Below are 25,994 nucleotides of genomic sequence, written 5' to 3'. Positions count from 1 at the left end.
GAAATAGGGAGGATAATATGAACAAACTAAATATATGCGTTGATATAGACGGAACAATAACAAGTCCATATCACTTTATACCATACTTAAATGAATTATATAATAAGGATATAACAGAAGAACAATGCAATACTTGTAATTGGGAAACTTTATATGAAATAAAAATGGATAAGATGCTAAGTGAATTCCACGAAAAATATATGCACTCATATGGAGAAGCATCAGTAGTAGAAGGCGCAAAAGAGATAATAGAAGAATTATGTGCTGAGAATACGGTATATTTTGTAACAGCAAGAAGTGAAAGTTTAACTGAAATTACTAAAACATGGCTAGAAGAAAGTGGGTTCTCTGGTATAGAGGTTCACTTACTAGGAAGTGACTATAAAGTAGAAAAAGCAAAGGTATTAAACTGCAACATATTTATAGAAGATAATCCTTATAATGCTACTCAGCTTGCAGATGAAGGGATTAAAGTTTTATTAATAGATACAAATTATAACAAAGGTGTAGTTCATGAAAATATAACTAGAGTTAATAACTGGAAGGAAATAAAAGAATTTATAGATTTGTATAAATAGATAGTTATTACATGATGGGGGAGGCGATCTTGTGATAAAGTTAGAGTTAAAAAATGAAAAAGGAAAATTTCATGTACAAAGTAATGAAGTTAAAGATATTTTAGGATTGCGTCCAGATTTTGAAGATATACAAGATATATCAAATAGTATAAACCAAAAAAATATAATGGTATTTGATTGCAAACTATCTGAAGAAGTATTTGATATGCAGGATATAGAAGAATTGGTAGAAGAACTTGGTGAAGAATTAGACGATTCTTACTTTGATGTTTTGTTTGAAGACGTAAGAGCGTATTTAAAAGATGCTACAGATGAGATAGAAGAAGAATTACAAGATAAGTACAGATTTGATAATGTAAGATGCTTCTTTGATGTATATAACATAGATGAGACATTTACTGATTTTAAATTTGTATTTCTTATAAGCTTCAAAGAAATAAAGATAGCATCGCTTACTAATTTAGCTAAGATAGTTGGCAAGAGACAGTTAGCCGGTGGATCTAAATTTTATAGTTAATTGAAAAATTTATAAAAAAATACCTTAGCATTGTAGAAATCTACGTTATGCTAAGGTATTTTATATTTTAAATTTTTTTATAATTTATTTTATTAAACTCGACATATTAAATTAAGCTTTGTTTACAGAACCGAATAATTCCATCTTTTCTTTAACAGTAGCTTTTATAGCTTCGAATCCTGGAGCTAATACTTTACGAGGGTCGAATCCTTTACCTTGTAAGTCTTTTCCAGATTCTATATATTTACGAGTAGCTTCTGCGAATGCTAATTGACACTCAGTATTAACATTTATTTTAGAAACACCTAAAGATATAGCTTTTTGTATCATGTCTGCAGGGATACCAGTTCCACCGTGTAATACTAATGGCATATCTCCTGTAACATTGTTTATAGCTTCTAAAGCATCAAAGTTTAATCCTGCCCAGTTTTCTGGATATTGGCCATGTATATTACCGATACCAGCAGCTAACATATCAACCCCTAGATCTGCTATTAATTTACATTCAGCTGGATCTGCAACTTCTCCAGCTCCAACAACACCATCTTCTTCTCCACCTATAGAACCAACTTCAGCTTCTACAGATATACCTTTAGAATGAGCTATTTCAAGTACTTCTTTAGTTTTAGCTATATTTTCCTCTATAGGGTAATGAGAACCATCAAACATAACAGAAGAGAATCCTGCTTCTATTACTTTTAAAGCTCCATCATAGCTACCATGGTCTAAGTGTAGAGCAACTGGAACTGTTATATTTAATTCTTCTAACATTCCGTTAACCATACCAACTATAGTTTTGTAACCACCCATGTATTTACCAGCACCTTCAGATACACCTAATATAACAGGAGAGTTGTTTTCTTGAGCAGTTAATAATACTGCCTTTGTCCACTCTAAGTTATTTATGTTGAATTGACCTACTGCATATTTACCTTCTCTAGCTTTTATTAACATTTCTTTAGCTGAAACTAACATACTTAAAACCTCCAAATAAATTATATTGTTAAAAAATTATAAAATTTACCCATCACTTAATATTATAACTAATATATAAAAAAAGTATATAGTAAATTGTAATAACATGAAATTAAAAGTATAATAATATCTATAATTAGTACATCAAAAATAAGTATTTTATATTTTTAACTATGTTAAAATATAAAATAGTATTTAATATAGAAAGGAAGAGAAAAATGCCACAGATTAAAATAAGAGGAATACATGAAAATGAAATATTAAAAATAAGCGAAAATATGATAGATAACTTAGTTGAAGCTGTTAAATGTCCAAGAGATTATTTTGAAATAGAATGTATAAAGTCAGTTGCTATAAGAGATGGAAAAATAGCAGAAGTTTATCCATTTGTAGAGATAGCATGGTTTGATAGAGGACAAGAAGTTCAAGATACTGTAGCTAAAATTATAACTGATAGTATAAGAAATAATTTAAGCGTAGAAAATATGGATCTTGCATTTACAGTATTTGAAAAAGAGAAATACTATGAAAATGGAGAGCACTTCTAAGGAAGTCAAATTTAAATATGGCTAAAAAATTACGTTTAGATAAAGTACTTTCAAATATAGGATGCGGAAGTAGAGCGGAAATAAAAAAATACTGTAAATACGGAAAAATAACTGTAAACGGGAAAGTAGCAAATAACCCAGGTCTTCAAGTTGATCCTGAAAGTGATGAAATTTTATTTGATGGAGAAGCTGTAAGTTACAGAGAATTTGTTTATATAATGTTAAATAAACCAGACGGATATATATCAGCAACTTTTGATAAGAGAGATCCTATAGTCTTAGACTTAATAGATCCATCATATCTTGTATTTGAACCATTTCCAGTAGGAAGACTTGATAAAGATACGGAAGGATTATTAATATTAACAAATGATGGTCAACTTTCACACAGAGTATTATCACCTAAAAAACATGTACCAAAAACTTATTATGCAAAAATTGATGGTGTAGTAACTGAAGAAGATATAATAGCATTTGAAAAAGGAGTTACTTTAGACGATGGGTATGAAACTATGCCATCGCAATTAAAGATATTAAAAAGTGAAGAAATATCAGAAATAGAACTTACTATACATGAAGGTAAATTCCACCAAGTAAAAAGAATGTTTGAGAGTGTAGGTAAAAAAGTAGTATACTTAAAAAGACTGTCTATGGGCAAATTAAAGTTAGATGAAAGTTTAGCTTTAGGAGAATATAGAGAATTAACTGAAGAAGAAATAAAATTAATGGAAGAAAGATAGATAATAGACTTAATCGGAGGTAACATTAGTGAAGAAAAAAGATATTATAGAGTTTGAAGTAGACAAAATGGAGTTCGGAGGAACGTCTGTAAGTCTATACGGTAATAGAGACATTCACATGAAAGGTGGAATAACTGGCCAAAAGGTAAGAGCAGCTGTTAAGAGAACTAGAAGTGGTAAAGCAGATGTTAAAATGCTAGAATTACTAGAAAATTCACCGATAGAAACAGCTAAAACATGTAAGCATTTTGGAGAGTGTGGAGGATGTTCTATATTATCTGTTCCTTATGAAAAGCAGTTAGAGATAAAAGAAAAGCAAGTAATGGATTTATTCTTAAATCAAGATTTATTTGGATTTAAATTCGAAGGTATAGAAGGAAGTCCTGAGGATAAATTATATAGAAATAAGATGGAGTATACTTTCGGAGATGAGGTGAAAGATGGTCCTCTTACATTAGGCCTTCATAAAAAAGGAAGACATATAGATATAATGACAGTTGATGGATGTCTATTAGTAGATAATGATTTTATAGAAGTACTAAGTAAAACAGTACAGTACTTTAATGAAAAAGAGCTTCCTTATTATAGAACGGTAAATCATAAAGGATTCTTAAGAAATCTTGTTGTAAGAAAAGGCGTTAACACTAAAGAATTAATGGTAAACATAGTTACTTCTTCTCAAATAGATTTTGATATGACAGAGTATAAAGATTTATTATTAGGACTTTCATTAGATGCTGAGTTAGTAAGTATATTACACACTATAAATGATGGATTAGCTGATGCAGTTCAATGTGATGAACTTAAAGTATTACATGGTAGAGATTATATACAAGAAGAAGTTTTAGGTCTTAAATTTAAAATATCTCCATTCTCATTCTTCCAAACTAACACAAAAGGTGCCCAGAAGCTTTATACTATGGCTAGAGAATTTATAGGAGACCATGCTGATAAGGTTGTATTTGACTTATATAGTGGAACTGGAACAATAGGACAAGTTATGGCAGGTGCTGCTAAAAAAGTTTATGGAATAGAAATAATAGAAGAAGCAGTAGTTGCTGCTAATGAAAATGCAAAGTTAAATGGACTTACTAATTGTGAATTTGTTGCAGGTGATGTTGCTAAAACTGTTAAAAACTTTAAGGTTAAGCCAGATTTAATAATAGTTGACCCACCAAGACCAGGTGTTCACAAAGATGCTATAAGAGATATATCTGGATTTGGAGCTAAAGAGTTAATTTATATATCTTGTAACCCTAAGACTTTAGTTCTTGATTTAGTTGAATTTAAAAATTACGGATATGAAATAGAAAAAGTTAAGTGTATGGATATGTTCCCTAACACTCCTCATGTTGAAACTGTAGTAAAATTAAAGAAGAAATAATATTTTTATAATAGAGTAGTTAGGATTAAAATTCTTTCTACTCTATTTTTATTTCTAGTATTTTAAATTATATTGATCTCTTAGGTATGATATAGTTTATTTATAAGATTAGAAAAGGTAGGGATAGAGTTATGAAAAAAATTGATTGCTTAGGCGAAATTTGCCCTGTTCCAATTATTCATTTACAAAATCACATTAAGAAAATTGAAAAAGGAGAAACAATTATAATCATCACAGACCATAGTTGTACATTAACTTCAATTAAAGATTTTTGTAAAAATAATAAATTTACATACAACTATGAAGAAGTAATAAATGGTGTTTGGGAAGTAAAAGTATCTAAGACCATTTAGCAAATGGTCTTAGAAATGGTTTTTTCTATGTAGTTGATTAATTTATATAGTTCTTTATCATAGGAATCGTCTAAAGGTTTAGTAATAGTATAAAAATTATTATCTAATTTAAAATCGTCTATCTCAATAATTTTGAGCTGTTTATTATATAGCTCTTTTTTTATGGTCATATAAGGTAAAAAACCAAGACCAAAACCTCTTATAGACGAAGACTTAATAGATTCTATAGAATCTAGAGAATATAAAATTTTAAGTTTTGATATATCAATATCTATTTTTTTTAGGTATTGATCAAGTTGGTGTCTTATATATTTAGATGCATCTAACATAATGATAGGATAATCATAAAGCCTTTCTTTACTTAAATTAGCAGGAACATTCATATCACTTCCTGCTACCAGACAAATCCTATCAGAAAAAATTTTTTTACTTATAAGAGATTTGTTTTTAGGTTTACCAGATATAAATCCAATGGTACCATGGCCACATGCGATGTGTTCCTCAATAAGTTGACTAGACATATTAGATAGTTTGATGGTAATTTGGGGATACTTTTTCTTAATGTGATAAAGTGTACAAGGTAGAGCATAATCACATATAGAAGCAGTTGAAAAAATTTCAAGTACTTTGTCTTGATTCTGCATTTTTTCAATATCTTGAAGCATTTTATTATATAGTGTAATTATTTGAAGAGATTGCTTATAAACTATATTACCTTGAGGTGTTAAAGATACACCTTTATTACTTCGTTCAAGTAATGTTGAGTCAAGAAATTGTTCCATAAGTTTAATCTGTTGGCTAAGAGCTGATTGAGATATGTGATTTTTTTCAGCTGCTTTAGATATGCTACCTAGTTTGACTACATCAACAAATTGACTGAGATAGTTAAAATTCATTTCATAACTCCCCCCTTTATTTGATTTTATCATAAGATATAAAATTTGCTATAAGATTTTACTAATGTAGCATTAATTATACGAATGATAAAAAAATAACAATCGGTGATATAATAATTTATATAAAGAGGAATTAATTATAGTTTGAGGTTTATATTTTCTTGGCTTATTTTTATAATAGTCTAGATTTAAATATAAAAGAAGTTAAAAAATGATTTTTGCAAAGGGGGTAGCAAAATGTCTAGTGTAAATGAAGCAGAAATTAAACCTATACGTAAATCACGTGCACCACGTAAAGCTAAAAAGAGTCAAATTCCTATTGCTCTTATTGTTACAGCTATAATAGTAGCATTTGGAATTTACTTAAGTACTTATAACACAAAGCTTGTAATTTATTGGATTTTTGGTATTAGTTTTGGCTATATACTACAGAGATCTAGATTTTGCTTTACAGCAGCATTTAGAGATCCTTGTATTACAGGAAGTACATCTGTGACAAGGGCAATTATTGTTGCATTCGCTTTAACAACAATAGGATTCACGGCTATTAAATATAGCGCATTAATGAAAGGAAATGACATCCCAGGAATGAGTGCAGTATCACCTATTGGAGTTCCACTTATAGTAGGAGCAATTCTTTTTGGTATTGGGATGGTTATTGCAGGAGGATGTGCATCTGGAACATTAATGAGAGTTGGAGAAGGTTTTTCAATGCAAATGCTATCATTAATATTTTTTGTAATTGGATCTTTATGGGGAGCTCATGATATGGGATTTTGGAGCCCTACATTTAATGAAAAGGCACCAAAGATATTTTTACCAGATGTGTTTGGATGGTTAGGAGCACTTGTGGTTCAGGCAATTATACTTGTTTTACTTTATATTGCTGCTGTTAAGTGGCAAGAAAAGAAAATGGGAACAGGAGAATAAAATAATAAAATATAAGGGGGAATTTAAGATGGTAGAATATAATCTTGATTGTTTAGGAGAAGCTTGTCCAGTACCATTAATGAAAACAGAGAAAAAAATGGGAGAATTAAATGTAGGAGATGTTCTTGTAGTGGCAATAGATCATAGCTGTGCAATGAAAAATGTACCAGAATGGGCGAGAAAACAAGGTCATAATGTAGAAATTGAAGAAGTAGACGATGGCGAGTGGGAAATAGTTATTGAAAAAACAAAATAATTCTCAATAAGGTAGGTGAGAAGGTTGAAAGAATTTTGGATAAAACTAGGAAAAAATAAAATATATAAAACATTACTAAAAGAGCCTCTTACATATGTGGCTGGTGCGGTATTACTTAGTATATTTCAAATTGCGCATTTATCTATCTTTGATAGTGGATGGGGAGTTACAAGTACTTTTGCCAATTGGGGAGCATGGATATATAATGCTTTAGGTGGAGATGCAGGTAGCTGGTCCTATTTTGCTTCAGAAGGAGCACAGAAAACACTAAGTGCAGGGTTTATGAATGACGGAGGCTCTATTAGAAATCTTGGTATTATAGTAGGTGCTTTTGTTGCAGTACTTTTCGCATCTCAATTTAAGTTTAAAAAGATTAAATCTTTTAAACAGGTCATAGCGGCTATACTTGGTGGACTTCTAATGGGATATGGAGCAAGACTTGCAGGTGGATGTAACATTGGTGCATTATTTACTTCAATCGCTTCTCTTTCACTTTCAGGATGGATTTTTGGACTGTTTTTACTTGGAGGAGCATTTATAGGAAGTAAACTATTAGCAAGATATTTTATGTAGATAAAAGCAGGGGCTATGAAAATAGTAACCCTGCAAATTTTTTATAAAGGAGGAGTATATATTATGGAAAAAAAGGTAGAACAGTTTGATGTAGTAATAATAGGGGGAGGAGCTGCAGGACTTACAGCAGCTATTTATTGTGGCCGTGCTAGATTAAAAACACTTCTTATAGAGAAATCATTGATAGGAGGGCTTGCTACATATACAAATGAGATTGAAAACTATCCTGGATTTCCTGATGGTACAACAGGGCTTGAATTAATGGACTTATTCCATAAACAAGCTAAGAAATTTGGTGTGAAATTTAAGTTAACGGATGTAAAAGGAGTAACATTAGAAAAAGATAAAAAAGTTGTTGAAACTTTTAGAGTAAACTATGAAGCAAAGGTAGTTATTGTAGCAAGTGGAGGAAAGCCACGCCTAACAGGTGCCAAAAATGAAGAAGATTATTTATATGATAAAGGAATATCTTTTTGTGCAACATGTGACGCAGCAGCTAATACAGACAAAACAGTTATGGTAATAGGTAGCGGTGATGCAGCAATAGAGGAAGGAATATTTTTAACTAAGTTTGCAAAAAAAAGTTATTGTATCTGTAATGCACGATCCAGGAAAGATGGATTGTAATGAAATTGCAAAAGCTGAAGCGCTTAATAATCCTAAAATGTCTTTTATGTGGAATACGTTAGTAGAAAGTTTTGAAGGGGAAGGTCATCTTTCAAGGGTAGTTCTTAAAAATACAAAAACAAATGAATTAATACCAGTAGATGTAGATTCTTGTTTTCTTTTTATAGGATACATACCTAACACAGAATTCTTCAAAGGTATACTAGATATAAATCCAGCAGGTTACCTTGTTACAAATGAAAAAATGGAAACAAATGTATCAGGTGTATTTGCAGCAGGTGATGTACGTGATAAATTCTTAAAACAAGTTTCAACAGCAGTAGGAGATGGAGCTGTTGCAGGATATGGGGCAGAGAAATATATTGCAGATATGGAAATTTATGAAAATCAAATATTAAATGGTGGAAAACCATCCCTTGTATATTTATGGAATGCAGTAGATCCGGTATGCCGTGAACTTTTACCAATAATAGAAAGTTTTGAAGAAAAGTATGGTGAAAGTATAGGTGTTACAAAAGTAGATATTTATAAATCTCAAGGGATCGCAGAGCGTTTAGGAGCAAGAAAATTTCCAGCAGTAATATTTATAAATGAAAATAAAGTTGTAGGGTTACTAACTGAAGGTATAAAAACTGAGACAATTGAAAAATTAATAAATAAATTATAAATCTTTATAGAATCTTTATCTGTAAATAATTATCTTAATACTATATTTATTTAAATTTTGATAAAGTATAATTATAAATCAATATTTAAATAAATAGGAGTGTAGGCTATGATAGATAACTACTTAACAATAGATAGTTTTGAAAAATGTATAAAAAAAGCAATTAACAATATAAAAATAGGTAATTTAAATGAAGCTATAGAGTATATACATGAAGCTATGCTGCAAGATGATTCTTCACCAAAGCCACATAATTTATTAGGAATTATTTATGAAATAAGAGGAGAATTAGATTTAGCTAGAAAACATTATAGAGCATCTTACTCATTAGATCCCACATTTAAAGCTTCGAGTATAAATTTAGAGAGAATAAGCTCATTTTCATATAAATTTAATATTGAAAATATAAAATATGGATATGAATCATTAATTCCTGAAAAATATTACTACGAAATAGTATATGATGAAAAAAATATTGGTAGATTAAAAAGACTATAAATTTATAGTCTTTTTATTATATTAAATAATATTTTAAACTATAATATATTGAAACTTAATATTAGATAACCATATAATGGTATGAAATATTATTAATAGCAGATAGGGGAGAAACTATGAGTATAACTGATTATGATGAAGATAATTTAGACAATTATAACTATAGTCAAGATATAGAAATACATAATAAAAATACAATTATATATAACTTAATAAAAATGACACTAATAATGATATCATCGATAATTATATCTTTTATATTTAGAGAAGTAGGGCTTAATGAAGTAAGTATTATATTAGTTTATATATTAGGAGTGCTATTTTCAGCTAGTAGTACGGATGGATATTTTTATGGCATATTTGCATCAGTTATAGGGGTTTTATCATTTAATTTCTTTTTTACAGAACCATATTATACATTTTTAGCATATAGAGCTGACCATCCTGTAACATTTATTATAATGCTTATTACGGCAGTTATAACTAGTACTCTCACATCTAAAGCGAAAAAAGAGGCTAGGATATCTCTGATTCGTGAAAATAGAATAAAGTTACTGTATAAAAATAATAAAAAATTACTTAAAGCGAGGAATAGAAATCAAGTACTAGATTTTTGTGGGGAAAGTTTAGTTGAAATGCTTAAAAGAAATATTATGATAACCGTTGTAGATTCAAATAACAATTTAAAAGAGCCTAATATACATATAGCAAATAATGATGGAAGTGAAAATATATTTAAATTAGACTTAGTTAAAAAAGCAATTTATAAGGCATTTGAAAGTGGAAAGCCCACAGGTATAGGAACAGGTATATATGAAGAAAGTAGTTCTTATTATTATCCTATAAAAGGTCAAATTTCAATTTTAGGGGTTATAGGTATAGCATCACTTGAAGAAGAGGTTATTAAAGAAAATGAGAAAATCTTATTAGAATCAATTTCTACACAAGTTGCACTAGCAATTGAGAGAGAAAATTTATTTGAAAAAAATAAATTAGTAAATTTAGAAGCAGAAAGAGAAAGATTAAGAGGTAATCTTTTAAGATCTATATCTCATGACTTAAGAACACCACTTACAAGTATTCTTGGATCAGCATCAACAATTATTGAAAATGATGAAGTACTAGATAATGATATCAAAAAAGAATTACTAAAAAATATTTATGAGGATACTATTTGGCTTACTCATTCATTTGAAAATATTTTAAGTATGACTAAAATAGATGAGGGAACTCTTAGTATAAAAAAGGAAATAGAGGTAGTTGAAGAGATTGTAGCAGAATCCATAGCAAGAATAAAGAAATTTTCAGGTAATCATAATATAAAGGCAGAGTTACCTGAGGACATGATTTTAATATATGTTGACGGGATACTAATTGAACAAGTTATTGTTAATTTAATTCAAAATGCTATAAGATATACACCAGAAGAATCAAATATACTGGTAAAGGTTGTAAAAGGTATAGAAAATATAATTTTTGAAGTATCAGATGATGGTAATGGTATACCATCAGAGGATATGAATTATATATTTGAGAGATTTTATACAAAAACCAAGTCAAAGAATACTGAAAAAAGAGGTATAGGACTAGGGCTTGCTATATGTAAGTCAATTATTGAAGCGCATGGAGGGAAGATTGAAGTTTTTAATAATTCTTCAAAAGGAGCGACATTTAGATTTAGTATACCTTCAAAAGGAGTGATGTAAATGGATATAAAGCCATTAATTTTAATTGTAGAAGATGATAAGCCAATTTGTAAATTTATTAAGGTATCACTTGAGGCTCAAGGATATAAATGTATAGAAACTAGCTCTGGAAACACAGCGGTATCTTTAGTATTTTCTATGAACCCAGAGATAATAATATTAGATTTAGGTTTACCAGATATGGATGGTGTCGAGATAATAGAAAAAATAAGAGATAGAACTAAGGCAAAGATAATAGTTGTGTCAGCAAGAGAAAGAGAAAGGGATAAAGTAGAAGCCTTAGATAGTGGAGCTGATGATTATTTAACTAAACCATTTAGTGTATCTGAACTTTTAGCACGAATAAGGGTGGGTCTTAGAAACTTTAATAAAAATAATAATACTCAAGGTAATCCAGTATCGAGTTTCGAACTTAGAGACTTAAAAATAGATTTTGATAAACGTAGAGTATCTGTGCTTGGAGAAATTATACACTTAACACCAATAGAGTATAAGTTACTAGAGTTAATGTCAAAATATCCAGGAAAAGTTTTAACGCATAAGTTTATAATAAATAAAGTTTGGGGTGGGTATTGCGAAAGTGAAACCAAGTCTTTGAGAGTATTTATGGCAAGTATAAGAAGGAAAATTGAAAAAGACCCAGCTCAGCCAGAGTATATAATAACAGAAATTGGAGTTGGTTACAGATTAGTAGATGAATAAAAGAAAGCTTAAAATCTAAGCTTTCTTTTTTATTATTCTATCTTAACACAATCTTTATACAATACTAATTATCTTAACAAGATCTTTGTATAGAATTTGCTAGAATAGTTGTATAACTAATTTAACTTTAAGGAGCAAATAAAATGAAAAAAAATAATTATATTATTATAGCAGGATGCAGTAGATTTGGAGCTAGTATAGCTTCTATATTATCAGCAAAAGGTGAAGATGTTGTTATTATTGATATAGATAAAGCTTGTTTTAGAAAATTATCACAAAACTATAGTGGTTTTAAATTACAAGGTGATGCAACTGATATAGATGTTTTGATGGAAGCTGGAATAGAGAAGGCAAAGACTGTTGTAGCTGCAACAGACGATGATAATACAAATATTATGATTGCTCAAGTTGCTAAGACAATATTTAATGTAGATAAGGTTGTATCTAGGTTATATGATATAGAAAAAGAAGTTATATACAATGGATCTGACATAAAAATAATTTATCCAACAAAATTAACTATAGATGAATTTGAAAAGTTAGTTTATGAACCACCTAAGTATAAAAATCCAGGTATATCAAAATTTAGAATTCATGGTATGAGAATGGAGGAAGCTTAATGAATATATTGATAGTTGGTGGGCGTAACACATCAGAATTTATTTTAAAATCATTAATATCTAAAAAGCATAAAGTGGCTATTATAAATACAGACTATGAATATTGTAAGAAGCTATCTAGAAAATATGATGCATTAGTAATATGTGGAGATGGAACTAAACCATATATGTTAGAAGAGGCAAATATATATACAGTTGATATAGTGATAGCATTAACTCAAAAAGATTCTGATAATTTGGCAATATGCCAGTTAGCTAAGAATGTTTATAGAATAAAAAAAGTTTTTGCTACAGTAACTAACCCTAAAAATGTTGAGGTTTTCAAATCTCTAGGCATAGATGCGGCTATAAGTTCAACATATATTGTTGCAGATATGATAGAACAAATGGCAACAGTAGATGAAATACACAGATTCATACCCATTGAAGATGGAAAAGTTAGCATAATGGAAATCGTCATTAAAGAAAATTATAATGTTTGTGGAAAATTAATAAAAGATATAGGGTTTTCAAAAGAAGCAATAATTGGATGTATTATAAGAGGGTCAAATAGTATAATTCCAAAGGGGAATACTAAAATATTTTTAGATGACAAACTGATTGTATTATCATCACCTAACGCACAAAAAAATATTATTAGTGATGTAATTGGAGGCGTGGGTAAACAATGAAAAAAAAGAAATTATTTCTTATAGATAACGTTATAGTCGCTTATATAGGAGTTCTATTAATGATAATAGGAATAATACTATTGATTCCATTATTAACATTAATTGCTTATCATGATGAAGCCAGACATGCTTTATCATTTATGATTCCATCAGCTATGGCCATAATAACAGGATTTATATTAAGTAGAGCCTCATCATTTGAAGAAAATGAAAAATTATCTGTAGGGGAAGATGCGGTTATAGTTGTGTCCACCTGGATTTTAGCCACATTATTTTCAGCTCTGCCTTTTATGATATCAGGAGAATTAAACTTTACTCAGGCTTATTTTGAAGCAGTAAGTGGATGGACTACAACTGGTTTATCTGTTATAGATGTAGAGGTATACCAAAAGATATTCTTAATACACAGAAGTACAATGAATTTCTTTGGAGGTGTAGGAATTGTTTTAGTAATGGTATCAGCATTATCATCTACATTTGGTATGAGACTTTATAATTCTGAAGGACATTCAGATAAATTGTTACCCAATCTTCTTAAATCGTCAAGAATGATAATGTCTATCTACTTAGGATATGTTGTATCAGGTATAATTTTATACTGTATATTAGGCATGCCATTATTTGATGCTATAAATCATTCAATAGCAGCATTATCAACTGGGGGATTTGGAGTAAAAGCAGATAGTATAGGTGCATATAATAGTTTTCCTATAGAATTAGTAACTATAATATTGATGATACTTGGGACAACTAATTTTGCAGCACATCTGCTATTAATAAGCGGTAAATTTAAAAGGTTTTTTAAAATAAGTGAAATAAGATTTATGTTAGTATTAATCGGAGTATCTATACCATTAGTAGCATTCACTTCATTAAATGGATTATATGGTAGCTTTGGTAAAGGACTACGTATAGCATTTTTTGAGATAATATCAGCTCTTTCAACAACTGGATTTTCAACAGTAGGGTATGGTAATTGGGATTCATTTGCTATTTTTATAATGACTATATTAATGATTATAGGCGGTGGAGCTGGATCAACAGCAGGAGGAATTAAGTTATATAGAGTATATTTAATGATAAAAAGGCTTATTTGGAACTTAAGAAAAAAATTTATGTCTGATTATTTAGTAAACGAAGACGTTATGTTTAAGCCAGAAGGTAAAGTGTATATAGAAGAGTATGATATTATAGACGCATCGAATTATGCATTTATATATATGATTATATTTATTATAGGAGCTTCTATAATGCTTATACATGGATATCCATTACAGGATTCCTTATTTGAATTTGCATCTTCTTTAGGCACAGCAGGGTTATCTATAGGTATTACATCAGCAACAGCACCACCCATTATTTTATGGACAGAGATAATTGGAATGATGTTTGGAAGGCTTGAAATATGGGTTATATTTATAGCTACTATTAAAATATTTAAAAACTTTAAAAATGAAAGGTTTATAACAAGTAAAATTAATTAAATATATATAAATTTTACAATTAGAGAAAATTATGATATATATTGATTATAAATATATAAAAGATTAAGGTGATAAATTAATGATAGTAGGTATTATTGGACCATCAGACTCCAGTCAAAAAATATGTGAATATTTACGCCAAATAGACAAAGAAATAGAAATTAAATCATATATAAGTGAGAGAGTAGCAAATACATTAGAAAAGATATCTATTTGTGAGAAAGAATGCGATGTAATTATATTTACAGGGTGTGGGGTTTCTGAAGCTGTAAAATCTAAACATGAAGTCAAAAAACCAAATGGATTTGTATCAAGAGGTGGAACTAGTATACTAAAGGCATTTTGGGAAGTAAAAGAAGATAATATGAAGTTAGATAGATTTAGTATAGATGTTGTTGAAAATGAAATTTTAGAAGACATTTTACAAGAAGTAGATATTAACCATAAAGAAATATTTTCATTACCATTTTCTAATGAAATAGATGAAATGGAATATGCAAAATGGCATATAGGTTTGTATGAACAAAATAAGATTAGTGTAATGTTAACAGGCTTTGCTGGTGTGTATAACGAGCTAAAAAAGAAAGGCTATCCTGTATATAGACTACACGTAACAAGACCTCTTATAAAAGTATGTTATGAAAAAATTAAGAGTGAATTTGAGTTAAATAAAGCTCAATATTCGCAGATAGCGGTAGAAGTATTAAGTATAGTTGACTATAAAAGTAATAATGAAAACTATTATTCAAATATGATTAAAAAATCTGAAATGGATAAATTTATAGTTGAATATGTTAGAAGTATTCAAGGGTCTTTATTTAATTTTGGTAGAGATGAGTATATAGTTTTCGCTCATAAAGGAGCAGTAGATAATCTAAATAATTATAATAAGCTATTTAAATTGCAAAAAGATATAAAGAATATAGGGTTTTCTTTAGGTGTAGGAATAGGAATAGGAGTTACTGCTTATCAAGCAGAAGCTAACGGGTATAAAGCTCTAAAACGTTGTAAAGATTCAGATGAATTTTATATATACTCAGTTGATGAAAATGACTTTATAAAAGGACCACTAGGTCTTGATAATGAGTTAAATTATTCCTTAGTGGCATCTAATGAAAAAGTGATGGATATATCCACCAAGACCGGATTAAGTTGTGAATCTGTAGCTAAATTAATGGCAATAAATGAAATTAGACAAAGTAAAGTTTATGATACAAAAGAACTGGCAGATTATTTAGATATAAGTGAGAGAAGTTCTAGACGTATATTAAATAAAATTGTAGCAGCGGACTTAGGTAGAATATATGCAAAAGAGAGTAGTAAAGGTGGAGGAAGACCCAAAAATCTTATAGAGGTATTGTTTTAGATACAAAAAAGGAACTTCTAATTAGAAGTTCCTTTTTTCATTATTATATTTAATTATATAGTTCTATCATATTTAGCTAAGAATCCTAAGTACTCTTCTTTAGTCATTACTGGAGTAAAATCAGATAATATATCATTAGCTTCTTTAGCTCCATCAAATAATAAATCTACAACTGTCATAGCCATTGACTTAGCAGGCACTATATACGCTAAATCTTCATCAACTATTTCAAAATCTCTAGTATGAAGAGCGCCCTTAACACCACCTATCATAGGATGAAGAGTTGGCATTAAGTGAGATATATCACCAAAGTCAAATGAACCTGTGAAGTCTCCACCGTCAACTATTTTTTCACTATCTATACCTAATTCAACTAAGTTATCACTAAATAAGTTATCCATACTTCTATAACGTAATATTGGTAAATATCCTGGTATTTCAGTTAATATAACATCAGCACCTACAGCCATACCACCAGCTATTAATGCTTTATTTATTCTTTCACTAGCATCTATCATTCCATCTATAGTTCTAGCTCTAACATAAGATTCCATTTGAACATCAGCAGGAACAACGTTTACTATATCGCCAGCTTTAGTTAAGATTGGATGGAATCTAACTCTCTCAGATTCTTTGAAAGTTTCTCTTAATGCATTTACATTATTTATAGCTAACATTGCTGCATTTAAAGCATTAACTCCATCATATGGAGCAGAACCAGCATGAGCTTCTTTACCTACAAATTGTACTTTCTTTCCTATAAATCCATTACTTTCAGGGCCAACTAATGCTTTATTTTCACCCATATCTAATGAATGGAACATCATAGACATATCTATATCATCAAAATAACCTCTTTTTACAAGCTCTTGCTTTCCACCAAAATAAGTTATTTCCCCATTATTTTTTAATTGTTGTCTATATTCTAATTCTATAAATTCCTCAGCTGGAGTAGCCATGAAAGATACTTTACCATCTAATGAATCTAAAACTCCACTTTTAACTAGACCTAAAGCAGCACCTAACATACCAGCTATTTGTATATTGTGGCCACAAGTATGAGAAGCACCTATATCGTTAGCATCTTTATGTTCTTTACAAGATATGCCATCTAATTCACCTAATACAGATACATGAGGTCCTTTTTTATCATTATTTACAACAGCCTTACATCCTGTAACAGCTATATTTTTTTCAACTTCAAGGCCTAATTCTTCATGTAAGAAGTTAGCTACAGCTTCAGTTGTTTTATACTCCTTGTATCCGTATTCTGGAGTTTCGTATATGCCACGACCTACTTCTATTATTTTATCTCTATTATCATCTATTGTTTTTATGACTAAATCTTTTAATTGTTGCTTATTCATAATAACCCTCCAAGTTTAATTTAAATTTATATAACACCTTGTATCTTTAATACAATATGTCCTATAGACGCACAAGCGAAGAATATAGTTGTGAAAACTACTAATGATATAACTACTATTTTCCAAGACATAGACTTTAACTCTTCTATTTTATTACCAACAGATATACCAGCGAAAGCTAATAGTGGAGTAGTTATAGCCATAAAGTTTATGTTAGCTACTTGAGCATTAAATACATCAGAGATAGGGTTACCTGGTATACTAAGTAGTAAACCTATTATTGTTGCAAATCCAAAAGCAGGGAATATTGACTTAGGGAATAAATCTTTTAACATCATAGCTATCATAGCTGCAAATATCATTATTAACATACCAGGAAGAGCTGTTGTTATAGAAGTACCTTTACTTATAAATTGTCCTATAAGTATCATAGCTCCAACTATTAACATAACTACAAATTGGTATCCAGTTCTTTTTAAATTTATATTACTAAACATTTTAAATGCACCTCTCTTCAATTATGCTATTTTATTATTATTATTTTTACTTTTTCTACCAAGTTTTGGCTCTAATATAGCATATAACTTGTTAGTTAATGGTAAAGTTATAAATACTAAGAATATTAGTCCTGTTAAACTAGACATCATGTTACTTGTAGCACCATAAGAAAGTATAGTATCAACCATTGCAGGGTCTGCTGCTATTTCTGGTACTTTTGTAAGTGCAGCTGATGCAGCAGTCATCATACTACCACTACCAACTCCAGTTGCCATACCTAATGCATATGGATGAAGTCCTGTATATATTGAAACTGAACCTAATATAGAGAAGTATATAGTACCGATAACCGTACCCATTAAGTAAGTACCTAAAACTCCACTACCTTCTGGTGAATTTATACCATATTTTTCAGATATAACACCTAAAGAAGTCTCACGGCTTATACTAGAACAAGCTCCAACAGCTTCTCTTTTAAATCCAAACCATAAAGCTAAAGGTAGTGCTACTAATGGAGCTAATATATGTCCGAATTCTTGAGCTAAGAATGCAGGTCCTGCTTCTATTATTTTTGCTAAGTTAGGACCAACAGTAGATCCATACTTTATACCTAATAGAACTAATGCTATACCGACAACATCACCAGCAATATTGATTTCTTTTTCACCAATCATTTCTTTTAAAGCTTTTATTTTTTTACCTAATAAATCTGGTGTAATTATAATTCCTACTATAACTGCATATAACATCGGGAATAAGACTAAAGCTACAGGGCCTATATTAACTGTATATTCACCGATGAACTCACAAACTACAACTATAATGAAAGCTGTAATCATTAATTTGATAAGATTTTTATTGTTCTCCATATTTCCTCCCAAAATATAAAATTGTATTTGACATAATTATGAATAGGTTTTCCTTTGTGGTTCTAAGAAACGTTTACTTAAAATTGAAAAAAATATAAACATGAAAAATATTAATAATTAAAGTAGAGTATTTTTAAATATTTGACATGTCATTAATATGTCCTTAATTAGAGAATAAATTATATGTATATTTTTGTCAACAAGAAAATGAAAAAATGTGTTTTAATTTTAAAAATATGGGTATATATGTCGAAGCTTATAGTATAACTTATATGACACATAACAAGTGTTATAGATATAAATTCTATAGGTATAATAACTAATTGTAATGAATTAATAAATTTTGATTATGGTACAAAAACCTAATATAATTTTCTGCAAAATAAGACAAGACTTAGCATACAGCACAAGTATTTATACATACAAATAAAAAACTAATACAACTATAAACGTAAATTATAAAATATAAATCTTTACTAAAACTTTTAGAGATATTAAAAACGTCTATATATATGTAACTTTAAAGTTAGGAAGGGTAGTGATAGTTTAAGATGAAGTTACTGAGCTCAAGTAAAAAGAATAAAGAAAAAGCATTTAAAGACTATATAGTAGAAAATAAAGATTCGTTTTATAGAATGGCCTATAGCTACACAAAAAATGAAAATGATTCATTAGATGTTGTTCAAGATGCTATATGTAAAGGGCTATCTAAAATAAATGAACTTAAAGACATAAATTATATTAAGCCATGGTTTTATAGAATACTAACAAACAGTGCTATTGACTATATAAGAAAGAATAAAAAATATCTAGCATTAGATGAAGAGGATATAAGCAATAGACATACTTATAATGACACATATAAAGATATAGATTTGCATAGAGCCTTAGATTTATTACATGATGATTATAAAACTATAATTATACTAAGATATTTTGAGGATATGAAGATACAAGAAATAGCAGACATATTAGACGAGAATGTAAATACTGTAAAAACCAGACTATATTCAGCACTAAGAAAATTAAAAATAGAAATTACACAATAGAAAGGATAGAAAATATGATAGAAAATAAAAAAATAGAGCAATTAAAAAATGAATATAATAATATTGAAATTCCTGACAGATTAGAAGATATAGTAAATGAATCATTAGGCAAGAAAGTAAAAAATAGTTTTAAATGGGTATATGCAGCAGCATCAGTTGGCATCATGGTAGTATCTATAAACCTAAGTCCATCATTTGCTAACACATTAGAGAAGGTACCTGTAATAGGAAGCTTAGTTAAAGTTGTAAATTTAGCTAATTATAAAATAGAGGATAATGGATTTGAAGTATCTATAAAATCACCTAAAATTGAAGGCTTAAAAAATAAAGATCTAGAATATAAATTAAATAAAGAATTTGAAAAAGAAGGAAAAACTTTATATAAAGACTACCTAAAAGAAATAGAAGAACTTAAAAAAGATGGAATAGAAGGAAGGGAAATGGTCGATTCTTGGTATGATGTTAAGACAGACAATGATAAGATATTATCTTTAGCATTATATACTCACCATGCTCAAGGATCATCTAATACTGAAGGTAAATACTATACTGTAGATAAAGAAAATGAAACAGTATTAACTTTAGAAGGTATGTTTAGCGGATCAGATTATGTAAATGTAATAAGTGAAAATATTAAAGACCAAATGAAAGATAGAATGAAACAAGATAAAGATAAAGTTTATTGGATAGAAGATGAAATGGCAGAAAACTTTAATTCAATAACTAAAGATCAAAAATTCTATATAAATAAAAATAATGAATTAGTAATTTGTTTTGATAAATATGAAGTAGCTCCAGGATATATGGGAATGCAAGAGTTTGTAATACCAAATGAAATTGTAGCTAGCTTACAAAATAAATAAAATATAGTCCCCACTAAATTATTTAGTGGGGATTTTTAAATGCTATTAAACTATAATATAGATATATATAACTAAAAGGATGATGGACATGAATATAAAGGATATAACGTATTTTATAGAAGTAGCTAAAGAAAGAAACTTTACAAGGGCTGCTAATAATTTACATATTTCACAACCAGCACTTAGTAAGGCCATAAAAATTCTAGAATATGAAACTAACACAAAGTTAATAGAAAGAAGCACTAAAAGCTTCAGACTAACAGATGAAGGAGAAATATTTTATGAAAATGCAAAAAAGGCATTAGATATTATAAATTTAGAAATATATAAACTAGAAGATAGTTTAATAGCATCTAAAAAACACTTAACACTAGGACTTCCACCCGTTATAGGGAGTGTATATTTTACATCCATAGTTGCTGCATTTAAAGAAGAATATCCAGATATAGAGGTCAAAATATTGGAAGAAGGATCTAATAATATAAAAGATAAAATTGAAGATGAAACTATAGAATTAGGAGCGGTAATACTTCCAATAGAATCAGAGAATTTAATAACTACTCCGGTAACAGATGGAGAAGTTATGCTAGTTGTAAGCAAAAAACATAAGTTATCAAATAGAAGGTCAATAAATATAGTAGAACTAAAAAATGAAAAATTTATAACATTTAATGAACATTTTATGATGTATGATAAAATAATAGATGCTTGTGAATCAGCAGGATTTTCTCCTGATATAATAATACAAACATCTCAGTGGGACTTTATAATAGAACTTGTGGCACTCAACCAAGGTATAACTATAATGCCAAAGCCTATAGTAGAGAGATTTAAGACTAAAGATATAAAAACTATAAAGATAAAAAAACCTGATATAAGTTGGGATATAGGATTTATAGTTAAAAAAGATAAATATATTTCAAAAAGTGTAAAAACTTTTATTAAATATGTAGAACAAAAACTTGATAAAAAAGGCTGATTTTTATAAAAATCAGTCTTTTTTTATTTATAACTTTAAGTTATAAATATAGCAAATTACAGAATTTCACAAAGGGTAGTATTAGAACTATACTAATCTTAAAGAACAGATATACATAAATTTAAAATAAAATCTTTAGGGGGAAGTATTAATGTCTAAAATATATATTGTAAATGCTAAAAGAAGTCCAATTGGGAAATTTTTAGGAAGCTTATCTAAAGTATCAGCAGCAGAATTAGCAGGCCAAGTTATGAGATCAGTTATAGAAGAAAGTAAAATAAATCCAAGTGATATAGATGAGGTAATATTAGGAAATGTATTATCAGCAGGTCAAGGTCAAGGGATAGCAAGACAAGCAGCAATATTTGCGAATGTTCCTAATGAAGTACCGGCTTATACAGTTAATATAATTTGTGGAAGTGGAATGAAATCAGTAATGTCAGCATATTCTCAAATAAAGGCTAATATGGCAGATTTAATAGTGGCAGGCGGAGTTGAAGTTATGTCCCAAGCGCCATATATAACAGGGGCAGATGCTAGATTAGGAAATAAAATGGGGGGAATGCAACTTAGAGATAGTTTAATAAATGATGGACTTACGGATGCATTTAATAATTATCATATGGGTATAACGGCTGAAAATATAGCTGAAAAGCATAACATATCTAGAGAAAGACAAGACTTATTTGCTATTAAGTCTCAGGAAAAGGCTATCAAAGCTTTAGATGAAGGAAAATTTAAGTCAGAAATAGTTCCAATAGAAGTTAAAACAAGAAAAGGATCTACTATTGTTGATACAGATGAATACCCAAATAGAAGTACATCATTAGAAGCTTTATCTAAATTAAGACCAGCGTTTAAAAGCAATGGAACAGTTACAGCTGGTAACGCATCAGGAATAAATGACGGAGCAAGTATAGTAATTTTAGCTTCTGAAAAAGCAGTTAAAGAGTATGGATTAACTCCGATAGCAGAATTAATTTCTGTTGGTCAAGGTGGAGTTGACCCAGCAGTTATGGGATTAGGTCCAGTGCCAGCAATAAAAGAAGCTTTAACAAGAGCAGATATGAAAATTGAAGATATAGATTTAGTTGAGTTAAATGAAGCATTTGCAGTTCAATCTTTGGGGGTTATAGAGGAACTTAAAGAAAATCATGGGGTGGATAACAGCTGGTTTGAAGAAAGAACTAATGTGAATGGTGGAGCTATAGCATTAGGTCATCCATTAGGTGCATCAGGAGCAAGAATAATTACAACTCTTATACATGAAATGAAAAAGAGAAATTTAGAACATGGATTAGCTTCACTTTGTATAGGTGGAGGAATGGGTACTTGTGTGATAGTTAAATCAATTTAATTAAGAATGGGGGATAAATTATGAGAAATAAGGTTATGCACTTAAGCAATTTATCAGATTTAGTTAAAGATTCTATGACAGTTATGGTAAGTGGATTTATGGGGTGTGGAAGTCCTCATAAAATAATAGATGAGCTAGTTAAATTAGGGGTAAAAGATTTAACTTTAATATGTAATGATACAGGATTTATAGATTATGGAGTAGGTAAGATGGTTGTTAACAAGCAATTTAGTAAAATAAAAGCTACTCACATAGGTCTAAATCAAGAGGCTATAAGACAATTAAATGATAAAGAAACTGAATTTGAACTTATACCACAAGGCACTATGGCTGAAAGAATAAGAAGTGCAGGGGCAGGACTTGGTGGAGTTTTAACACCAACAGGCATAGGAACATTGGTAGCAGAAGGTAAGGATATTATTAATATAGATGGAAATGAATTTTTACTAGAAAAACCTTTAAAGGCTGACTTAGCCATAATAGGAGCTAGTAAGGTAGATAAAAAAGGAAATGCATATTATAGTGGCTCAGGAAGAAACTTTGCACAAGTAATGGCGACTGCAGCAGATACAGTAATAGTTGAAGCTGATGAAATTGTAGAAATTGGAGATATGAATCCAGAGCATGTAATGACGCCGCATATATTTGTGGATTACATAATTAATGGGGGGGTGAAGTAATGGATAGAAGTCAGATAAAAGGGTTTATAGCAAAGAGGGTAGCTAAAGAATTAAAAGATGGAGATGTAGTTAATTTAGGGATAGGTCTACCAACACTTGTACCAAATTATTTACCAAAGGATATAGATATAACATTACAATCAGAAAATGGATTTATAGGAATAGGTCCTACTCCAGATAAAGATAAAGAGAATAAATATATAGTAAATGCAGGAGGTGCACCTGTAACTATAAATGAAGGAGGAGCATTCTTTGATAGCTCTACATCATTCTCAATTATAAGAGGAGGACACGTTGATATAACAATACTAGGAGCGCTACAAGTTGATGAAAAAGGTAACCTTGCAAACTGGATGATACCAGGGAAGTTAGTTCCGGGTATGGGTGGAGCGATGGATCTAGTAGTAGGAGCAAGAAAGGTAATAGTTGCAATGGAACATACGGCTAAAGGAAAGGCTAAGATTCTAAAAGAGTGCAAGCTACCATTAACAGCTAAAGGCCAAGTAGATTTAATAGTAACAGAAATGGGAGTTATGGAAGTAACAAGTGATGGATTGGTTTTAACAGAAATTAATAAAGAGTTTACAATAGAAGATATAAAAAATGCTACAGAAGCTGAATTAATAATAAGTGATAACCTAAAAGCAATGGAAGAGCAATTAAGTTTTATATAGTAATACTAATAGCCTAAGTTTTATAGCTTAGGCTATTAGCTAAAGACATAATAAAAAGGGGGAAAATAGTATGTTCAAAAAATTTACAAATTGTTGTGTTGGTATTGTCCAAAATTATTTACCAGATCCATTTTTATTTTGTATTATAATAACTTTTGCAATATTTATTTCAGGAATTATATTTACTGGTCAAGGGCCTATGGATATGGTTTTACATTGGACTAGTGGATTTTGGAGCTTGTTAGCTTTTGCAATGCAAATGGCATTAGTACTTGTACTAGGTCATACCCTTGCAAGTGCTCCGACATTTAAAAAAGCACTTAAGTCATTAGCCAGAATACCGAAGTCTCCAACTCAAGCTATATTAATGGTAACTTTTATATCATCAGTAGCATGTTTAATAAACTGGGGATTTGGGCTAGTTATAGGAGCAATATTTGCTAAAGAATTAGCTAAAGAAGTAGATGGAGTAGACTACAGATTACTTATAGCATCAGCTTATTCAGGCTTTCTATTATGGCATGCAGGCCTTTCAGGATCGATACCTTTAACAGTAGCGTCAGGTGGAGAATCAGTTGTATCTGCTACCGCAGGAATTATAGGATCTGAAGGTATTTCTACAAGTAAAACTATATTCTCTTTATCTAATATGACTATAGTAGGTGTATTAGTTATAACACTACCTCTTTTAAATAAAGCAATGCATCCAACAAAAGAAAAAGTAATAGTTATAGATAAAGAGTTATTAAAAGATGATAATGAGTTTATAGAAATGGAAAGACATGAAATGACGCCAGCGGATAAATTAGAGAATAGTAAAATAGTTACTATAATAATGTCAATAATGGGGTTTGCATATATAATATATTTCTTTATCAATAATGGATTTAGCTTAAATTTAGATATAGTAAACTTTATATTTTTATTTTCAGGTATAGCACTTCATAAGACTCCAAAAAGATTTTTACATGCATTGAGTGGAGCAGCTAAAGGAGCAGGCCCAATTATGTTACAATTTCCATTTTATGCAGGTATAATAGGAATGATGACAGGTGTAAACGCTGAAGGTATTTCTTTAGCTATATTAATATCTAACTTCTTTGTTCAAATTTCAACAACATTTACATTCCCAATGTTATCGTTTTTAAGTGCTGGTATAGTAAACTTCTTTATACCATCAGGCGGTGGTCAATGGGCAGTTCAGGCACCTATAATGATGCCAGCTGGAGCAGCACTTGGAGTAGATCCTGCTAAAACTGCCATGGCTATAGCTTGGGGAGATGCATGGACAAATATGATACAACCATTTTGGGCATTGCCAGCTCTAGGAATTGCAGGTCTTGGTGCAAAAGATATTATGGGATTTTGCTTAATAGATTTATTATATTCAGGTGTAATAATTTCAATGGGATTGATGTTTATAGGGATGTAGTAAATAATATATATACTATTATTAATATTTATACCTTAGTTTATAGGAAAATCTATAAGTTAAGGTATATTTTTATTATTTATTTTGATTTTATAAAAATAATAATAAATTTATAAAGGAATAAAGGAATGATGC

30 protein-coding genes are annotated in these 25,994 nt (G+C 29.6%); 25 read left to right on the top strand and 5 right to left on the bottom strand.

Annotated features, from left to right (window positions below):
- Positions 1–17 precede the first annotated feature (17 nt).
- Both BN899_RS15175 and BN899_RS15170 read left to right on the top strand, forming a co-directional pair.
- Entirely contained in the window at positions 18–578 is a 561-nt protein-coding gene (locus BN899_RS15175; RefSeq protein WP_042277157.1) for a 5' nucleotidase, NT5C type, read from the top strand.
- A gap of 31 nt (positions 579–609) precedes the next feature.
- Positions 610–1,095 carry a hypothetical protein gene (locus BN899_RS15170; protein ID WP_042277153.1) on the top strand — a complete coding sequence of 162 codons (486 nt, stop codon included), beginning with the start codon at positions 610–612 and terminating at the stop codon, positions 1,093–1,095.
- Between the two features lie 111 nt (positions 1,096–1,206).
- On the opposite strand, the gene fba is transcribed toward BN899_RS15170, so the two are convergent.
- Positions 1,207–2,070 carry a class II fructose-1,6-bisphosphate aldolase gene (gene fba, locus BN899_RS15165; protein ID WP_042277150.1) on the bottom strand — a complete coding sequence of 288 codons (864 nt, stop codon included), beginning with the start codon at positions 2,068–2,070 and terminating at the stop codon, positions 1,207–1,209.
- A gap of 218 nt (positions 2,071–2,288) precedes the next feature.
- On the opposite strand from fba, the gene BN899_RS15160 reads away from it, so the two are divergent.
- The 4 genes from BN899_RS15160 to BN899_RS15145 all read left to right on the top strand — a co-directional run bounded on the left by BN899_RS15160 (position 2,289) and on the right by BN899_RS15145 (position 5,095).
- The gene (locus BN899_RS15160; protein WP_042277148.1) at positions 2,289–2,618 is read left to right on the top strand and encodes a DUF1904 domain-containing protein; all 330 of its coding nucleotides are present in this window, start codon (positions 2,289–2,291) and stop codon (positions 2,616–2,618) included.
- Positions 2,619–2,635: 17 nt separating this feature from the next.
- The gene (locus tag BN899_RS15155; protein WP_042277146.1) at positions 2,636–3,358 is read left to right on the top strand and encodes a pseudouridine synthase; all 723 of its coding nucleotides are present in this window, start codon (positions 2,636–2,638) and stop codon (positions 3,356–3,358) included.
- 28 nt (positions 3,359–3,386) lie between these two features.
- Complete coding sequence (gene rlmD / locus BN899_RS15150) at positions 3,387–4,742, top strand: 23S rRNA (uracil(1939)-C(5))-methyltransferase RlmD (protein ID WP_042277144.1); 1,356 nt, start codon at positions 3,387–3,389, stop codon at positions 4,740–4,742.
- Positions 4,743–4,873: 131 nt separating this feature from the next.
- On the top strand, positions 4,874–5,095 hold the full coding sequence (locus tag BN899_RS15145) for a sulfurtransferase TusA family protein (protein ID WP_042277142.1): 222 nt from the start codon (positions 4,874–4,876) through the stop codon (positions 5,093–5,095).
- Here BN899_RS15145 and BN899_RS15140 read toward each other — a convergent pair.
- Entirely contained in the window at positions 5,092–5,991 is a 900-nt protein-coding gene (locus tag BN899_RS15140) for a LysR family transcriptional regulator (protein WP_042277140.1), read from the bottom strand. The genes BN899_RS15145 and BN899_RS15140 overlap by 4 nt on opposite strands.
- Positions 5,992–6,228: 237 nt before the next feature.
- Between BN899_RS15140 and BN899_RS15135 the strand changes: the two genes are divergently transcribed.
- From BN899_RS15135 to BN899_RS15085, 12 genes are all read left to right on the top strand, one after another.
- Positions 6,229–6,921 carry a YeeE/YedE thiosulfate transporter family protein gene (locus tag BN899_RS15135; RefSeq protein WP_081712290.1) on the top strand — a complete coding sequence of 231 codons (693 nt, stop codon included), beginning with the start codon at positions 6,229–6,231 and terminating at the stop codon, positions 6,919–6,921.
- A 28-nt stretch (positions 6,922–6,949) separates the two neighbouring features.
- Positions 6,950–7,177, top strand: a complete 228-nt coding sequence (locus BN899_RS15130) for a sulfurtransferase TusA family protein (RefSeq protein ID WP_042277138.1) — start codon at positions 6,950–6,952, stop codon at positions 7,175–7,177.
- Between the two features lie 24 nt (positions 7,178–7,201).
- The gene (locus BN899_RS15125; RefSeq protein WP_173399946.1) at positions 7,202–7,750 is read left to right on the top strand and encodes a YeeE/YedE thiosulfate transporter family protein; all 549 of its coding nucleotides are present in this window, start codon (positions 7,202–7,204) and stop codon (positions 7,748–7,750) included.
- Positions 7,751–7,813: 63 nt separating this feature from the next.
- Positions 7,814–8,377: an NAD(P)/FAD-dependent oxidoreductase gene (locus tag BN899_RS15120; RefSeq protein ID WP_278245003.1), complete on the top strand. Its 564-nt coding sequence runs from the start codon at positions 7,814–7,816 to the stop codon at positions 8,375–8,377.
- On the top strand, positions 8,322–9,044 hold the full coding sequence (locus BN899_RS20215; protein WP_278245002.1) for an FAD-dependent oxidoreductase: 723 nt from the start codon (positions 8,322–8,324) through the stop codon (positions 9,042–9,044). The genes BN899_RS15120 and BN899_RS20215 overlap by 56 nt, the downstream gene beginning before the upstream one ends.
- 108 nt (positions 9,045–9,152) lie before the next feature.
- Positions 9,153–9,542 (top strand): tetratricopeptide repeat protein, encoded by a 390-nt coding sequence (locus BN899_RS15115; RefSeq protein ID WP_052356878.1) that lies wholly within the window; start codon positions 9,153–9,155, stop codon positions 9,540–9,542.
- Positions 9,543–9,658: 116 nt separating this feature from the next.
- Positions 9,659–11,248, top strand: a complete 1,590-nt coding sequence (locus tag BN899_RS15110) for a DUF4118 domain-containing protein (protein ID WP_042277136.1) — start codon at positions 9,659–9,661, stop codon at positions 11,246–11,248.
- Positions 11,249–11,950 carry a response regulator gene (locus tag BN899_RS15105; RefSeq protein ID WP_042277134.1) on the top strand — a complete coding sequence of 234 codons (702 nt, stop codon included), beginning with the start codon at positions 11,249–11,251 and terminating at the stop codon, positions 11,948–11,950. It begins immediately after the preceding gene.
- Positions 11,951–12,093: 143 nt separating this feature from the next.
- Positions 12,094–12,570 carry a potassium channel family protein gene (locus BN899_RS15100; RefSeq protein WP_042277131.1) on the top strand — a complete coding sequence of 159 codons (477 nt, stop codon included), beginning with the start codon at positions 12,094–12,096 and terminating at the stop codon, positions 12,568–12,570.
- The gene (locus tag BN899_RS15095; RefSeq protein WP_042277129.1) at positions 12,570–13,241 is read left to right on the top strand and encodes a potassium channel family protein; all 672 of its coding nucleotides are present in this window, start codon (positions 12,570–12,572) and stop codon (positions 13,239–13,241) included. Before BN899_RS15100 ends, BN899_RS15095 begins: the two co-directional genes overlap by 1 nt.
- Positions 13,238–14,725, top strand: a complete 1,488-nt coding sequence (locus BN899_RS15090; RefSeq protein WP_042277125.1) for a TrkH family potassium uptake protein — start codon at positions 13,238–13,240, stop codon at positions 14,723–14,725. The genes BN899_RS15095 and BN899_RS15090 overlap by 4 nt, the downstream gene beginning before the upstream one ends.
- A gap of 79 nt (positions 14,726–14,804) precedes the next feature.
- Positions 14,805–16,091, top strand: coding sequence for a transcriptional regulator (locus BN899_RS15085; protein WP_042277124.1), 1,287 nt, complete (start codon positions 14,805–14,807; stop codon positions 16,089–16,091).
- A 53-nt stretch (positions 16,092–16,144) separates the two neighbouring features.
- Here the strand turns inward: BN899_RS15085 and BN899_RS15080 are convergent, their stop codons facing one another.
- From BN899_RS15080 to BN899_RS15070, 3 genes are read right to left on the bottom strand one after another with little or no spacing between them, the layout of a single operon-like run.
- On the bottom strand, positions 16,145–17,458 hold the full coding sequence (locus tag BN899_RS15080; RefSeq protein ID WP_042277122.1) for a M20 family metallopeptidase: 1,314 nt from the start codon (positions 17,456–17,458) through the stop codon (positions 16,145–16,147).
- Between the two features lie 26 nt (positions 17,459–17,484).
- A complete protein-coding gene (locus BN899_RS15075; protein ID WP_042277120.1) occupies positions 17,485–17,955 on the bottom strand; it encodes a hypothetical protein in 471 nt (156 codons plus the stop codon).
- 21 nt (positions 17,956–17,976) lie between these two features.
- Positions 17,977–18,825 carry a DUF3100 domain-containing protein gene (locus BN899_RS15070; RefSeq protein WP_042277118.1) on the bottom strand — a complete coding sequence of 283 codons (849 nt, stop codon included), beginning with the start codon at positions 18,823–18,825 and terminating at the stop codon, positions 17,977–17,979.
- 551 nt (positions 18,826–19,376) lie between these two features.
- On the opposite strand from BN899_RS15070, the gene BN899_RS15065 reads away from it, so the two are divergent.
- From BN899_RS15065 to BN899_RS15035, 7 genes are all read left to right on the top strand, one after another.
- On the top strand, positions 19,377–19,874 hold the full coding sequence (locus BN899_RS15065; RefSeq protein WP_042277116.1) for a sigma-70 family RNA polymerase sigma factor: 498 nt from the start codon (positions 19,377–19,379) through the stop codon (positions 19,872–19,874).
- Between the two features lie 14 nt (positions 19,875–19,888).
- A complete protein-coding gene (locus tag BN899_RS15060; RefSeq protein WP_052356877.1) occupies positions 19,889–20,737 on the top strand; it encodes a DUF3298 and DUF4163 domain-containing protein in 849 nt (282 codons plus the stop codon).
- 88 nt (positions 20,738–20,825) lie between these two features.
- On the top strand, positions 20,826–21,716 hold the full coding sequence (locus tag BN899_RS15055; RefSeq protein WP_052356876.1) for a LysR family transcriptional regulator: 891 nt from the start codon (positions 20,826–20,828) through the stop codon (positions 21,714–21,716).
- A 151-nt stretch (positions 21,717–21,867) separates the two neighbouring features.
- On the top strand, positions 21,868–23,073 hold the full coding sequence (locus BN899_RS15050; protein WP_042277114.1) for an acetyl-CoA C-acetyltransferase: 1,206 nt from the start codon (positions 21,868–21,870) through the stop codon (positions 23,071–23,073).
- Positions 23,074–23,093: 20 nt separating this feature from the next.
- Entirely contained in the window at positions 23,094–23,753 is a 660-nt protein-coding gene (locus BN899_RS15045; protein ID WP_042277112.1) for a CoA transferase subunit A, read from the top strand.
- Positions 23,753–24,427, top strand: a complete 675-nt coding sequence (locus tag BN899_RS15040) for a 3-oxoacid CoA-transferase subunit B (RefSeq protein ID WP_042277110.1) — start codon at positions 23,753–23,755, stop codon at positions 24,425–24,427. The genes BN899_RS15045 and BN899_RS15040 overlap by 1 nt, the downstream gene beginning before the upstream one ends.
- 70 nt (positions 24,428–24,497) lie before the next feature.
- Positions 24,498–25,859 (top strand): short-chain fatty acid transporter, encoded by a 1,362-nt coding sequence (locus BN899_RS15035; RefSeq protein WP_042277108.1) that lies wholly within the window; start codon positions 24,498–24,500, stop codon positions 25,857–25,859.
- Positions 25,860–25,994 lie beyond the last annotated feature (135 nt).

The sequence above is a fragment of the Faecalimicrobium dakarense genome (assembly GCF_000499525.1).
GTDB classification, from domain to species: domain Bacteria; phylum Bacillota; class Clostridia; order Peptostreptococcales; family Peptostreptococcaceae; genus Faecalimicrobium; species Faecalimicrobium dakarense.
This window is presented reverse-complemented; position numbering and strand designations above follow the sequence as displayed.